This is a genomic window from Micromonospora sp. PRAS1, from assembly GCF_059553435.1.
In genome coordinates this window covers 78,288-92,295 of record NZ_JCANNB010000020.1, presented here as the reverse complement: position 1 = coordinate 92,295, position 14,008 = coordinate 78,288, and the positions used below count along the sequence as shown (strand labels likewise).

The 14,008-nt window shown below is 71.6% G+C and carries 12 protein-coding genes and 1 pseudogene; 10 read left to right on the top strand and 3 right to left on the bottom strand.

Annotation, left to right across the window (positions count from 1 at the left end; genetic code table 11):
* Window positions 1-96: 96 nt before the first annotated feature.
* Together AC507J_RS19655 and recG are read left to right on the top strand one after the other, a co-directional pair.
* A complete protein-coding gene (locus tag AC507J_RS19655; protein ID WP_496290630.1) occupies window positions 97-1,704 on the top strand; it encodes a DAK2 domain-containing protein in 1,608 nt (535 codons plus the stop codon).
* Window positions 1,701-3,905, top strand: a complete 2,205-nt coding sequence (recG, locus tag AC507J_RS19650; protein WP_496290629.1) for an ATP-dependent DNA helicase RecG — start codon at window positions 1,701-1,703, stop codon at window positions 3,903-3,905. Before AC507J_RS19655 ends, recG begins: the two co-directional genes overlap by 4 nt.
* Window positions 3,906-4,066: 161 nt before the next feature.
* On the opposite strand, the gene AC507J_RS19645 is transcribed toward recG, so the two are convergent.
* Window positions 4,067-5,575: a cell wall anchor protein gene (locus AC507J_RS19645; RefSeq protein WP_496290628.1), complete on the bottom strand. Its 1,509-nt coding sequence runs from the start codon at window positions 5,573-5,575 to the stop codon at window positions 4,067-4,069.
* 440 nt (window positions 5,576-6,015) lie between these two features.
* Window positions 6,016-7,026 carry a cell wall anchor protein gene (locus AC507J_RS19640; protein ID WP_496290627.1) on the bottom strand — a complete coding sequence of 337 codons (1,011 nt, stop codon included), beginning with the start codon at window positions 7,024-7,026 and terminating at the stop codon, window positions 6,016-6,018.
* 334 nt (window positions 7,027-7,360) lie between these two features.
* On the opposite strand from AC507J_RS19640, the gene rsmD reads away from it, so the two are divergent.
* The 8 genes and pseudogenes from rsmD (at window position 7,361) to mutM (ending at window position 12,928) form a co-directional block, all read left to right on the top strand.
* Window positions 7,361-7,924 (top strand): 16S rRNA (guanine(966)-N(2))-methyltransferase RsmD, encoded by a 564-nt coding sequence (rsmD, locus tag AC507J_RS19635; protein WP_496290626.1) that lies wholly within the window; start codon window positions 7,361-7,363, stop codon window positions 7,922-7,924.
* A complete protein-coding gene (coaD, locus tag AC507J_RS19630; RefSeq protein ID WP_496290625.1) occupies window positions 7,921-8,406 on the top strand; it encodes a pantetheine-phosphate adenylyltransferase in 486 nt (161 codons plus the stop codon). Before rsmD ends, coaD begins: the two co-directional genes overlap by 4 nt.
* A gap of 237 nt (window positions 8,407-8,643) precedes the next feature.
* Entirely contained in the window at window positions 8,644-9,141 is a 498-nt protein-coding gene (locus tag AC507J_RS19625; RefSeq protein WP_130322613.1) for an SPFH domain-containing protein, read from the top strand.
* 83 nt (window positions 9,142-9,224) lie between these two features.
* Window positions 9,225-9,788 (top strand): YceD family protein, encoded by a 564-nt coding sequence (locus tag AC507J_RS19620; protein ID WP_496290624.1) that lies wholly within the window; start codon window positions 9,225-9,227, stop codon window positions 9,786-9,788.
* A gap of 5 nt (window positions 9,789-9,793) precedes the next feature.
* Window positions 9,794-9,967 (top strand): 50S ribosomal protein L32, encoded by a 174-nt coding sequence (gene rpmF / locus AC507J_RS19615; protein WP_091435485.1) that lies wholly within the window; start codon window positions 9,794-9,796, stop codon window positions 9,965-9,967.
* Between the two features lie 57 nt (window positions 9,968-10,024).
* Window positions 10,025-11,050 (top strand): phosphate acyltransferase PlsX, encoded by a 1,026-nt coding sequence (locus AC507J_RS19610; protein ID WP_496290651.1) that lies wholly within the window; start codon window positions 10,025-10,027, stop codon window positions 11,048-11,050.
* Window positions 11,047-11,805: pseudogene (gene rnc, locus AC507J_RS19605) on the top strand (ribonuclease III); the annotation flags it as partial. The gene AC507J_RS19610 and the pseudogene rnc, both read left to right, overlap by 4 nt.
* Before the next feature lie 277 nt (window positions 11,806-12,082).
* Window positions 12,083-12,928, top strand: coding sequence for a bifunctional DNA-formamidopyrimidine glycosylase/DNA-(apurinic or apyrimidinic site) lyase (gene mutM, locus AC507J_RS19600; RefSeq protein ID WP_496290623.1), 846 nt, complete (start codon window positions 12,083-12,085; stop codon window positions 12,926-12,928).
* A 117-nt stretch (window positions 12,929-13,045) separates the two neighbouring features.
* Here the strand turns inward: mutM and AC507J_RS19595 are convergent, their stop codons facing one another.
* On the bottom strand, window positions 13,046-13,948 hold the full coding sequence (locus tag AC507J_RS19595) for an endo alpha-1,4 polygalactosaminidase (RefSeq protein WP_496290622.1): 903 nt from the start codon (window positions 13,946-13,948) through the stop codon (window positions 13,046-13,048).
* Window positions 13,949-14,008 lie beyond the last annotated feature (60 nt).

Genomic DNA, 14,008 nt, shown 5'->3' with positions numbered 1-14,008 from the left:
TAAAAGGGGACCCTTCCTAGACACCAGACGTTAATAGGGGGCCCTTCCTTGCACAGCGTCGGGCGGGTGTCAGGGTGCGCCAGTAGGCTTCCCACCGTGCTGGACACCCTCGACGCCGCCGCCGTGCGCCGCTGGTGCGCCAGTGGCCTCGCCGCCCTGAAGCGGCACCAGGGGGAGATCGACGACCTCAACGTCTACCCGGTGCCCGACGGTGACACCGGCACCAACCTGGTGCTCACCCTCACCTCGGCCCAGCAGGCCCTGGCGATGGATCTCGACACCCGCGCCGACGGCGACTCGACCGCGCACGGGCACGCGCTGCGTCTGATGGCCCGGGGCGCTCTGCTCGGCGCTCGGGGCAACTCGGGCGTCATCCTGTCGCAGATCCTGCGGGGCTTCGCCGACGCGCTGGCCACCGTGCCGGCGGTCCGGGGCCGGGAATTGGCCGCCGCGCTGCGCGACGCGACCACCGCGGCGTACGCGGCGGTCGCCCGGCCGGTGGAGGGCACCCTGCTCACCGTGGTCGCCGCCGCGGCCGATGCGGCCGGGCGAGCCGGCAGCGACGACCTGCGGGCGGTGGCCCGGGCGGCGGCGAGCGCCGCCGCGAGCGCCCTGGCCCGCACGCCCGACCAACTCCCGGCGCTGGCCCGGGCCGGCGTGGTCGACGCCGGCGGGCAGGGGCTCTGCCTGCTGCTGGACGCCCTGGTCGAGGTGATCACGGGGGAGAGTCCGGACCATCCCACGCCGCAGCCCCGGGCCGTGCCGCCGCCGGTCACCGCCGTCCGGGAGACCGGTTCCCTGGCGTACGCCTACGAGGTGCAGTTCCTGCTCGACGCTGAGGCCGAGGCGGTCCGGCGGATGCAGGAGACCCTGGCCGGTCTCGGCGACTCCCTGGTGGTGGTCGGCGACGGGAACCCCTCGGGCGGCACCTGGCAGGTACACGTGCACGTCAACGACGTCGGTGCGGCGATCGAGGCGGGCGTGGTGGCCGGCCGTCCGCACCAGATCTCGGTGACCCGCTTCGCCGACCAGACGACGCCGGTCCCGCCGCCGGACGGCCGGGCCGCCGTGGTGGTGGCCGCCGGTGCCGGGCTCGCCGAACTCTTCGCCAGGGAAGGTGCGATCGCGGTGCCCGGCAACCCCTCCACCGGAGAACTTCTGGAGGCCGTACGCGCCACCGGCGCGGCCCGGGTGGTGGTGCTGCCCAACGATCCCGACGCGCAGGCGGTGGCGAACCAGGTCGCCGAGGAGGCGCAGCGGCTCGGCGTGACGGTCAGCGTGGTGCCCACCCGGTCGCCGGTGCAGGCGTTGGCGGCCCTCGCCGTACGCGACCCGCGCCGCCGCTTCTCCGACGACGTGATCGCGATGGCCGAGGCCGCCGGTGCCTGCCGGTACGCGGAGGTTTGTCACGCCGGCCGGGACGCCCTCACCGTCGCCGGCCCCTGCCGCGAAGGCGATCTGCTCGCCCTGGTCGAGGGGGAGGTGCACCTGATCGGCAGCGACCTAGAAGAGACCTGCACGGCCCTGGTCGATCGGCTGCTCGGTGGCGGCGGTGAGCTGGTCACCCTGCTCGTCGGCGCCGACGCGCCGCACGGGCTGGCCGACGCGGTGCAGGCGCACGTCGCCCGGCGCTGGCCCTTCGTCGAGGTGCAGGCGTACCCGGGCGGACAACCACGTTATCCGTTGCTGGTAGGTGTCGAATGACCGCCGACGAGACCACCCTGGGCACGCCGCTGAAGAAGCTGGTCGGCGAGAAGACCGCCAAGGCGCTCGCCACCCACCTTGACCTGCACACCGCCGGTGACCTGATCTACCACTTTCCGCGCCGCTACGACGAGCGCGGCGAGCACACCGACATCCGCGCGCTGGACGTCGGTGAGCAGGTGACCGTGCTGGCCCAGGTGCAGCGCACCGCCGTACGCCCGATGCGCCAGCGCCGGGGCAACCTGCTGGAGGTGACCGTCGGGGACGACTCCGGTGGCACCCTCGCGCTTACCTTCTTCGGCAACCAGGCGTGGCGCGAGCGTGAGCTGCGTCCCGGCCGGTGGGGCCTGTTCGCCGGCAAGGTCACCGAGTTTCGGGGAAAGCGCCAGCTCAACGGGCCGGAGTACGTCCTGCTCGGCGAGCAGACCGACACCGAGGCCGCGGCCAACGAGCAGATCGAGGAGTTCGCCGGGGCGCTCATCCCGGTCTACCCGGCTGCGGCGGCCGTGCCCACCTGGGTGATCGCCCGCTGCATGCGGGTGGTGCTGGACACCGTGGCACCACCGGACGATTCGTTGCCGGCCACGGTGCGCGCCACCCGCAACCTGGTCGGTCTCGGCACCGCGCTACGCGAGATCCACCGGCCGTCCAGCAAGGAGGAGCTCTACCGGGCCCGCCGGCGGCTGAAGTGGGACGAGGCGTTCGCGGTGCAGGTGACGCTGGTCCGGCGCAAGCACCAGGCCGCCGCCTGGCCCGCACGGCCCCGGCCTCCGCGGCCGGGGGGCCTGCTGGACGCCTTCGACGCCCGGCTGCCGTACGAGCTGACCGCTGGCCAGCGGGACGTGGGCACCGAGATCGCGGCGGACCTGGCCACCAGCCATCCGATGCACCGCCTGTTGCAGGGCGAGGTCGGCTCCGGCAAGACCGTGGTCGCGTTGCGGGCCATGCTCCAGGTGGTCGACGCGGGCGGGCAGGCCGCACTGCTCGCCCCGACCGAGGTGCTCGCCGCTCAGCACCACCGCGGCATGCTCGACCTGCTCGGGCCGCTCGCCCAGGCCGGGGAACTGGGCGCCGCCGAGCACGCCACCCGGGTCGAGCTGGTTACCGGCTCGCTCGGCGCGGCGGCCCGGCGGCGGGCCCTGGCCGAGGTCGCCAGCGGTGCCGCCGGCATCGTGCTCGGCACCCACGCCCTGCTCTACGAGGGCGTCGACTTCGCCGATCTCGGCCTGGTGGTGGTGGACGAACAACACCGCTTCGGTGTGGAGCAGCGGGACGCGTTGCGCGCCAAGGCGGACCAGCCGCCGCACGTGCTGGTCATGACCGCCACCCCGATCCCGCGTACGGTGGCCATGACGGTCTACGGCGACCTGGAGATCTCCACCCTGTCCCAGTTGCCGCGCGGCCGGTCGCCGATCGCCTCACACGTCGTGCCGGCGGCGGAGAAGCCGGCCTTCCTCGACCGGGCCTGGCGTCGGCTGCGCGAGGAGGTTGCCGCCGGCCACCAGGCGTACGTCGTCTGTCCGCGCATCGGGGACGCCACCGCCGGGGCCGAGGAGGAGCCACCGGTCGTCGACGACACCGGGCGACGCCCGCCGCTGGCGGTGACCGAGGTCGCCCCGCTGCTGGCCGAGGGGCCGCTGCACGGGCTGCGGATCGGCGTCCTGCACGGCCGGCTGCCCGCCGACGAGAAGGACGCGGTGATGCGCTCCTTCGCCGCAGGAGAGCTGGACGTGCTGGTGGCCACAACGGTGGTCGAGGTCGGCGTGGACGTGCCCAACGCGACAATGATGGTGGTGCTGGACGCGGACCGTTTCGGCGTCTCCCAGCTGCATCAGCTGCGCGGTCGGGTGGGCCGGGGGAGCGCGGCCGGGCTCTGCCTCCTGGTGACCGAGGCGGCTGAGGGCAGCAGCGCGCGGGAGCGGCTGGACGCCGTCGCCTCCACCACGGACGGCTTCAAGCTCGCCGAACTCGACCTGGAACAGCGGCGGGAGGGCGACGTGCTGGGCGCTACCCAGTCCGGTCACCGCTCGCACCTGCGGCTGCTGTCGTTGCTGCGCGACGCCGACCTGATCCGCGACGCCCGGGCGGAGGCGATCGCGCTGGTCGAGGAGGATCCCGAGCTGTCCCGGCATCCGGCGCTGGCGGCCTCGGTCGCGGCCCTGGTCGACGCCGAGCGCGCCGAGTACCTCGAAAAGGGCTGAGAAGCGCGCCGAGAAAAGGCTGAGAAGCGCGCCGAAGAACGACTGAGGGGCGCGCCGTCCGGCGCGCCCCTCAGCGGTTACGGAAGGGGCCCTTCCGCGACGCCTCGCGTCGAGGAAGGGCCCCTTCTTGACGTTCGCTCAGCTCAACTCAGCAGCTCAGCTCAGGCGGTGAAGTGGATCCGGCGACGCCGCGCCATCACGAACAGCACCGCGCCCACCGCCAGCAGGGCGATGGCGCCCGCGGCGATGCCACCGGCAGCGGCACCGGTCACCGGCAGGCCCGGCTCCTCGCCGCCGCCACCGTCGCCGCCACCCTCGCAACCCTCGGGCGCGTAGATGACCTCAAGCTCCAGCCCCAGCTCGGGCAGGACGACCAGGGCCGCCTCGTCGTCACCGGCCTTGAAGGTGACGGTCTCCGACTTGCCCGGCTCGACGGTACGAGTCTCGGTCTTGTCGCCGTAGGTGAACTCCACCTTGACCGGCAGGCCACCCTCGGGGTTGGTCGCGGTCAGCGCGAAGGTCTCGCAGTCGGCCTCGGTGGTCACGGTCGGCAGCGGGCAGTCCTCCGGACGCTCCCAGGAGTAGGTCCCACCCTCGATCACCTTGCCGTCGACCAGCACCTCGATCTTGCCGGCGTTCTCGGCGGGCACGACGGTCTCGTTGTCGGCCTTGCCCGGCTCGACGGTGACCTTCTTGGACCAACCGTTCTCGCCCCGAACCTCGAACTCGACCGGGTACTTGGAGATCTTGCCGTCGTTGCTCAGCGAGACGGTCACGCTGCCGTCGCAGGAGGAGGCGAAAGTGGACGCCGGGGTGGTGCAGTTCTTGTCACCGCCGTTGTACCAGCCGGGCGGGCCGGACGAACGGTTGCCGGGCGCGCCCTTCTCGCCGAGCTTCTTGTCGCCGTACCGCGGGCCGTTCTCGACCAGCGGGTCGATGATCTCGTCCAGGCCACCCCAGATCAGGTCGACCTGGGTGTAGCACTCCGGAACCTCGACGTTCAGCTCGATCTCGGTCTGGGTGCCACCGAGGAAGTCGCTGTCCGGCGTGCCGTAGACGTACTGCGGGGTGGCGAACTGCGGACGCGGCGCGAAGTACGACACCAGGGTGAAGTACTGCTGCTGGCCCTCGCAGAGCGGCAGGTCGCCCTCCAGCTTCACGGTCGCCGTGCCCTTCGGGCCGTCGAACGTGTGGCTGTACTTCGCCTGGTTGGCGTCGACGCACTTCGGCGCCGGCTTGCAGGGCTCGTCGCGGTCGAGCTTGATGCTGCCGCTGTTGGTCTGCTCGCGCCGGTTGTCCCAGCGCGCCTCGACGGTGAGCTTGGCACTCGTGGCGTCACCCGGCACCCGCTGCACGGCCTCGATCGCGCCGCCCCGGGGGATCGCGGTGCCCTGGAGGTCGACGGCGTCGGCACCGGGCACCAGCACCTGGACGGGAGTCGAGGGGTCGGCGGTCACCTTCTTGATCGTGGCGGCCTTGTCACGCTCGCTGTTGACGACCCGCCACGTGATCACCCGCTCGCCGCTGAGCTGGTCGCAGATGACCGTGCCGGTGATGGTGGTGTGGTGGGCGCTGGCCGGAGTGGCCACCGCCGCTGCTCCGGTCATGCCGATGAGGGCGGCTGCCAGGACAGCCAGCGGTCGCCGCAGCGACAGCTTTGGTCGGATCACGCGTACTCCCGGGGTGAAAAAGCGTTTGTTCGGCAGGGGTGGGACGGACGGCTCCGGCGGAGTTCGCCGCGCCAGAGGGATGTCTGCCCGGCCGATGAACCGGCAGCGATAAGCCGGCACCGGCAGACCTTAGCGAGATCGAGAGTGTCGATACAGCCTTCAAACGCCCTTAAGAATGATGTTATGAATGCGAGATCATTGATATACGGATCGTTGCCGATCGAGGGCGTTGAGTGTCCCCGTCCCGTCGGGACAGACCCGGTTGGCGACGGATAGCTGCGCTACTGACAGCTGCGCGTGCCGGGGCCGCGCAGTCTACGCGCTCCGCGGCTCTCCGGTGTTCCCGCTTTCCTGCCCTGCGGTGAACGCGCCGAGGGCGCGTCGACCAGTGGTCGACGCGCCCTCGGGTTCAGGCTTGGTTCGGCTCAGCTCGGTTCAGCTCAGGCGGTGAAGCGCAGTCGGCGACGACGGGTCACCACGAACAGGCCCGCGCCCGCGGCCAGCAGCACGACCGCACCGGCGATGATGCCGCCGGTCGCGGCGCCCGTGACCGGCAGTCCGCCGCCGCCCCCGCCGTTGTCGCAGTCCGCCGGCTGCGCCCAGGCGATCGGGTCGCCCTCTTCGCCCTCGAAGCTCGGGGTGACGACCAGGCCCTCGTACGCGTCGAAGGAGACCGAGGTGGTCTGACCCGGAACGGCGTCGAGCGTCTTGACCTCACCCTTCTCCGAGGTCAGCGTGATCTGGAAGGCCACGCCGTCGGCCGGGTTGTTGATCTGGAAGGTCAGCTCGTCGCAGGTCTCGATGAGCTCGAAGGTCGGCTCACCCGGCTCCGGCTCGTTCGGCACGTTCGGCTCGCTCGGGCTCGACGTCGGCGTGGGCTCCTCGGTGGGCTCCTCGCTCGGCGTCGGCGTGGGCGTCGGCTCCTCGCTCGGCGTCGGCGACGGCGTCGGCTCCTCGGTCGGCTCCTCGCTCGGCGTCGGCGTGGGCGTCGGCTCCTCGGTCGGCGTCGGGGTCGGCGTCGGCTTCGGCGGCTTCGGGCAGTTGCCGATGATCCGCGCGTCCTCCTTCGCGGACCGCGTGTGCACCTTCCGGTGCCTCGTCCACTCGGCGGTCACGGCCAGCGTGATGTCCCGGTCGCGGACGTTCCTCGGGACGATCTGCTCACCGACCAGCGATCCCTCGCCGGCCTTGGGCAGTACGGCGTTGACGGCGATGTTGGTGACCGGAGTGCGGACCCCGGTGGAGACGTGCGTGATCTTGCCTTCCAGGTCCCGCTCACTGTTCGAGACGGTCCAGGTGATCTTCTTGGTGCCATCGTGTTGGACGCAGCCGACGCCCTTGATGATCGGGTGGTGGGCGCTGGCCGGGCTGGCGACGACGGCGACGCCGGCCAGGCCGATCAGCGCACCCGCGGCGGCGGCCGCGACACGCCGGAAGTTCAGACGGTTCACGTCGACTCCTGTAGGGGGAAACCGGAGGTTAAGTCGGACTGGCGGCGGAACCACACACCGCGTCCGACACCCGGCAGACATTATCGATCGCGCCCGGCGCACCATAGTCTTTAGCGAAACCTAAGAATGATGTTGTGTATCCGTGATCTTTCATATACGGAAAGTCTTCAGATGGTCGCTCGTCGCTCATCTGCGGCTTGTCCGGCGCTCCGTCGAGCGTCGCGTAGCGTCGGGGCATGAACGATCGGGCGACGAATGCGGCGCCGATTCGGGTGCGCCGTGACCGCTGCCCGCTGCCGGACGAAGCGAGGCGAGGCATGAGCAGGAGCACGCGATGACCCGGATCGTCGCCGGTAGCCTCGGCGGCCGGCGGATCACCGCACCGCCGGGCGCCGGCACCCGGCCGACCTCCGACCGGGTACGCGAGGCGCTCTTCAGCTCGCTGGCCACGGAACTCGACCTGGCCGGAGCCCGCTTCGCCGACCTGTACGCGGGGTCGGGCGCGGTCGGCCTCGAGGCGCTGTCCCGGGGGGCGGCGCACGTGCTGTTGGTGGAGTCCGATCCGCGCGCCGCGCGCGTCATCCGGGAGAACGTGGCGGCTCTGCGCGCCGCACCGGCGGCCCGGCTGGTCAGCGGCAAGGTCGCCACGGTCCTGGCCGCCGGCCCCGACGGCGACCCGTACGACGTGGTCTTCGCCGATCCGCCGTACGCGGTCCCGGACGACGCGGTGACCGCCATGCTCGCCGCACTTGTCGACGGCGGCTGGCTGGCGCCGGAGGCGACGGTGGTGGTGGAGCGGTCCACGCGCGGCGCACCTGTCGAGTGGGTGGAAGGCATCACTGGCCAGCGAAGTCGGCGGTACGGCGAGACCACCCTTTGGTACGGTCGCCGATCATGAGACGTGCGGTGTGTCCCGGCTCGTTCGACCCGGTCACCAACGGTCACCTCGACATCGTCGGTCGGGCCAGCCGGCTGTTCGACGAGGTGATCGTCGGGGTACTGGTCAACCAGTCGAAGAGCGGTCTGTTCACCGTCGAGGAGCGCATCGAGATGCTCCGCGAGGTGACCGCCTCCTACGACAACGTCCGGGTGGAGTCGTTCCGGGGCCTGCTTGTCGACTTCTGCCGGGCGCAGCGGGCAACCGTGCTGATCAAGGGCATCCGGGCGGTCAGCGACTTCGACTACGAGTTGCAGATGGCCCAGATGAACATGGGCCTGGCCGGGATCGAGACCCTGTTCATGCCGACCAATCCGCTCTACTCCTTCCTCTCCTCCAGTCTGGTCAAGGACGTGGCCAAATGGGGCGGCGACGTCACCCCCCACGTCCCCGACGTGGTCCGCGACGCCCTGAAACTCCGCCTAACCCCCCCACCCCCCTAATCCCACCGGACCCGCGATCTTGCACCTTCGGTCGCTTCTTTGTCCCTATGTGCCCGTTCTGTCCAGTCGGCAAGTGCATGATCGGCGCGTAGGTGGGTGGTGGCGGGTGCGGCGACGCGCCGGTGGTGGGGGTGTGGGGTGGGTGGGGTGCGGGACGACATTATTGGGTGAAGCGGGAACCGGGTCGCTGCCCGCATGATGTAGGTCGGCCCGACGAACGACAGGAGTGAGGTACCGGTGGACCCGCTCGACCGCATCGACGAACTGATCGCCATGGTGGAGCAGGCGCGCTCCGTCCCGATGTCGCGCAACAACTGCATGGTCGATCGGGGCGAGATGATCGCGGCCCTGGACGAGTTGCGCGCCGAACTCCCCGCCGACCTGCGCCGGGCGGCCGCCCTGCTGGAGGAGCGCGACAAGATCATGGAGGCCGGCAAGCGGGAGGCCGACCGGATCATCAGCGAGGGAGAGGCGGAACACGCCCGCCTGGTGTCGGTGAACGAGATCACCGTCTCTGCCGAGCACGAGGGGGCCCGGATCATCGCCGAGGCGCGGGCCGAGGCGCAGCGCCTGCGCGAGGAGGTCGACGACTACGTCGACACCGCCCTTGCCAACTTCGAGCAGTTCCTCACCCGGGCGCTGGCCTCCATCGAGCGCGGGCGGGACAAGATGCACGCGTTGCGGGAGATCGGCACCTTCGCTGGCGACGAGGCGGAACGGCCACTACCGTTCTGAGCGGCCCGGGAGCCCCGGTTCGACGCTGGGGTGCTGGTCCAGGTAACCTCGTTTGTCGGCCTCTCACCGGCCGGAGTCTGACTATGCCCAAACATTCACCCACTGCACCCGACCCCAGGTCGCCGCTGGTCCTCGACACGAGGGAGCTACCGCGCCGGCCTGGTGCGATGCGTACCGTCAAACGGGTGGTTCCGGCGCCGTCGGACCTCGGCGTGGAGTTGATCGGCGTGCCGGAGGGCGCGGACCTCGACCTCGATCTGCGGATGGAGTCGGTGTCCGAAGGCGTGCTCGTCTCGGGGACCGTCAGCGGTCCGATCCGTGGCGAGTGCGGTCGCTGCCTGCGCGAGATCAACGACTCGTTGGCGGTGACGATCCAGGAGCTGTACGCGTACGCGAACAGCACCACGGACGTCACCACCGAGGAGGATGAGGTCGGTCGGCTGCAGGGAGACCTGATCAACCTGGAACCGGCGGTGCGGGACGCGGTGGTGCTGACGCTGCCGACCAACCCGCTCTGCCGGCAGGACTGCCCCGGCCTGTGCCCCGAGTGTGGGGTGCACTGGGACGATCTGCCGGCCGACCACAGCCACCAGCAGATCGACCCGCGTTGGGCGGGCCTGTCGCAACTGACCCGTACAGAGGAGTAAGAACCGTGGCCGTCCCCAAGCGCAAGATGTCGCGCAGCAACACCCGGTCCCGCCGGGCGAACTGGAAGGCCGCGGCGGTCGCGACCGTGGCCTGCCCGCAGTGCAAGTCCGCGAAGCTGCCGCACGCCGCCTGCTCCGTCTGCGGCACCTACAACGGCCGCCAGGTCCTCGAGGTCTGACCTGGACGCCGAGTGACGTCTCCGACCACGGGTCGGGCGACGCGCACACCCCGGCGTCTGCCCGCTGCTCCCGCCGACGCCGGCCGGCTCTCTCCGGCCGGCGTCGCGAAGCAGCCGGGCACCGCACGGATCGCCGTTGACCTCCTCGGCGGGGACGAAGCTCCCGCCGTCGTGGTGGACGGCGCTCTACGGGCCGTACGTGTCGATCCCGACCTGCACCTTCTGCTCGTCGGCCCGATAGCGGCAGCCGGCGCGCTTATCGACGCCCTCGACCCGGCAGAACGCGCCCGGGTCACCGTCCGTCCGGCTGACGCGGCCGTCGACATGGCCGAGGACCTGACCGCGGCCCGCGCCGACACCACCATCCGGGCGGCCGTCGCCGCCGTCCGCTCGGGGCAGGCCGACGCGTTGGTCTCCGCCGGGTCCACCGGTGCCACCGTCACCGCCGCCGCCCTCGGACTCGGCCGCTGGCCCGACGTACGCCGCCCGGCGCTCGTCGCCGCGCTACCCGCCGTCGCCGGGCCGGTCGTACTCCTCGACGTCGGTGGGTCGCTGGAACCGAGCGCGGCGACCCTCGCCCGGCACGCCCTGCTCGGTGCCGCCTACGCGGCGATCGCGCACGACCACGCCGCGCCCCGGGTGGGGCTGCTCTCCGTCGGCACCGAACCCGGCAAGGGCGATCGCGCCCGGCGGCTGACCGACCCGGTGCTCAGCGCCACGGAACTGCCCGGCGACGCCCGCTACGTCGGGCTGGTCGAGGGGTACGACGTCTGCCTCGGCACCCGCGCCGACGTGGTGGTCACCGACGGCTTCACCGGAAACGTGCTGCTCAAGGCCGTGGAGGGGGCGTACGCCATGGCCGGCGGGCCGCCGCCCGGCGGGGCTGCACCGCGCGCCGCCACCCTGCTCGGGGTGGCCGGGACCGTGGTGGTCTGCCACGGGGCCGCCCGAGCCGCCGACATCGCCTCCGGCATCGCGCTCGCCGCCCGACTCTGGCGCCAGGACGCCATCGACCGGGTCGCCGCACTGCTCGCCGGGAACCGCACCATCCGCACGACCGACACCGAGGTACGCACATCATGAACAACGACAAGCGACGGCGGCCCTCCATCGGCCATCTCGAAGCGGCCTTCGGCGTGTCGATGGAGCCGGAACTGCTGGAGCGGGCGCTTACCCACCGGTCGTACGCGTACGAGAACGGCGGCCTGCCCACAAACGAGCGGCTGGAGTTCCTCGGCGACTCGGTACTCGGTGTGGTGATCACCACGGCGCTCTTCCACAACCATCCGGACCTGCCCGAGGGGCAGTTGGCCAAGTTGCGGGCCAGCGTGGTCAACATGCGCGCGCTCGCCGACGTGGCCCGTGGCCTGGGTCCGGAGGGGCTTGGCCCGTACCTGCTGCTGGGCAAGGGCGAGGAGAGCACCGGCGGCCGGGACAAGGCGAGCATCCTCGCCGACACCCTGGAGGCGCTGCTCGGCGCGATCTACCTCCAGTACGGGCTGGACACCGCCGCCATCGTCATCCACCGGTTGTTCGATCCGCTGATGGCCGAGTCCGCCGGTCGGGGTGCCGCGCTGGACTGGAAGACCAGCCTTCAGGAGTTGACGGCCGCGCTCGGTCTCGGTGTACCCGAGTACCGGATCGAGGGCACCGGTCCGGATCACCTCAAGACCTTCACCGCCTGGGTGGTGGTCGCCGGCAACCGGTACGGCGGTGCCGAGGGACGCAGCAAGAAGGAAGCCGAGCAGCGGGCGGCGGAATCCGCCTGGCGGACGCTCACCGAGCAGGCCGAGTCCACGGCCGAGCCGGCCGAGCCGGCGACCGGACCGGCGTCGTCGCCGACGGCCGAGCCAGCTTCGTCGGTGGCGGCCGAGCCAGCTTCGTCGGTGGCGGCCGAGTCTGCTGCCGAGCCAGCTTCGTCGGTGGCGGCCGGGTCTGCTGCCGAGCCAGCTTCGTCGGTGGCGGCCGGGTCTGCTGCCGAGCCAGCTTCGTCGGTGGCGGCCGGGTCTGCTGCCGAGCCAGCTTCGTCGGTGGCGGCCGGGTCTGCTGCCGAGCCAGCCTCGCTGGCGACCGAGCTGTCCCAGCCGGCGACCCAGGCCGAAGCGCAGGCGCGCGGTGCCTGAGCTGCCCGAGGTGGAGACCGTCCGGCAGGGGCTGGCCCGCTGGGTAACCGGCCGGCGGATCGACTCCGTCGAGGTACGCCATCCCCGGGCGGTACGCCGGCACGTGCCGGGTGGTGCCCATTTCGCCGGTGTCCTGGCCGGCCGGACCGTGCTCGACGTTTGCCGGCGCGGCAAGTATCTCTGGCTACCGCTGGACAGCGGGGACGCGGTGATCGGACATCTCGGGATGTCCGGGCAGTTGCTTCTGCAACCGGCCACCACGCCCGACGAGACGCACCTGCGGGTCCGCTTCCGATTCAGCGACGGCGGCCCGGAGCTGCGTTTCGTCGACCAGCGTACGTTCGGCGGGTTGTCGGTGAGTGAGGGCGGCGCCACCCTGCCGTCGGAGATCGCGCACATCGCCCGGGACCCGCTGGACCCGGAGTTCTCCGATGTCGAGTTCGTGGCCGCGCTGCGTCGCCGTCGTACCGAGGTCAAGCGCGCCCTGCTCGACCAGACGCTGATCTCCGGGGTGGGCAACATCTACGCCGACGAGGCGCTCTGGCGAGTGGGTCTGCACGGTGCCCGGCCGACCGACGCGCTGACCGGACCGGCCGCGCGGCGGCTGCTCGGGCACGTCCGGGACGTGCTCGGCGAGGCGATCACCGCGGGCGGTACCAGCTTCGACGCCCTCTACGTAAACGTGAACGGCGAGAGCGGCTACTTCGACCGGGCGCTGAACGTCTACGGTCGCGAAGGGCAGCCCTGCCGCCGCTGCGGGGCGCCGATCCGCCGTGAGGCGTTCATGAACCGCTCGTCGTACAGCTGCCCGCGCTGCCAGCCCCGCCCCCGCCCCTGACAACCCGGCCCCTCTCCTTCTCTCCTCCCACGCGATCTTGCAGTTCCTGCCCGTGCAAAGGCCGCAGAAGGGGTGTATGGCCGACCGAAAGCGCAAGATCGGCGGGTGGTGGAGCGGTCACGGCGGTGGAGGGCAGGGTTGCCGCCAGGCGTCGAGGGTGCGGTTCTTGCGCATCGAGGCGAAGCCGTACCCGACGCTGGTGACGCAGAAGTCCGTGGTGGCGCCGGTGTACTCGACGTGGAGGACCGGCTTGCCGGCGTCCGCGAAAGGCAGCAGCTTGGCGCAGTTGCGCAGGCGTACGCACTCCTCGTTGACGGCGAAGTCGAAGTCCGGCGCCAGCGCGGCGACCTGTGCGAGGGCACCCAGCAGGCCGGGGGAGAGGTCGAGCGAGCGGGCCAGGTCGGCGACCCGGCGGTTGAAGGCCAGTTGGTCGTCGAACTCCAGCGGAAAACCGCTGCGCTTGTCGTAACCGTCCGCGTCGGCGATCACCACCGCGCCGAAGCCCTTGCCCCGGCAGAGCCGGAACCGGTCGGCCAGTACCGGCCGCAGCGTCTCCCAGCGGCGTACGTCAAGCCAGCTGCGGCGGGTTCCGGTGGACGTGGCACCGCGTACCTGGGCGGGAAAGCGGCTCGCGTCCGGATCGTCGGGATGCACCGAGCCGACGTGCACCTGGCAGATCAACCACCGGTTGCGGGAGCGCAGCTCGGTGGTCTGCGCGGCGATGGTGGCCACCGGATCGAGCACGAAGATGTCCGCCTCGACCGTCGGGTCCAGCACCCCGTCGAGCTGCCACTGCCACTGCCAGTGCCGGGCCGAGGTGGTCGGCCAACCGGTCGGCGCGCCCGGCCGGAGAGGGTCGGGCCGGCAGGCCGTCAGCGTGGCGAGCAACACGAGGGCCAGACCGGCCGGGAGCAGCCGGCGTACCCCTCGCGCCGGTCGTCCCCCGTTGCGCATGGCCAGCTCCGCCGTCGCGGGGCGGCGTCCGCGCCGCCCGAGCCGGTACGCCGGGTCCCGACGCACCTCACCGGGTCAAACGAGCACAGACCCGACAAGGACTCGCGGCCGGTCGGTCCACCAGCG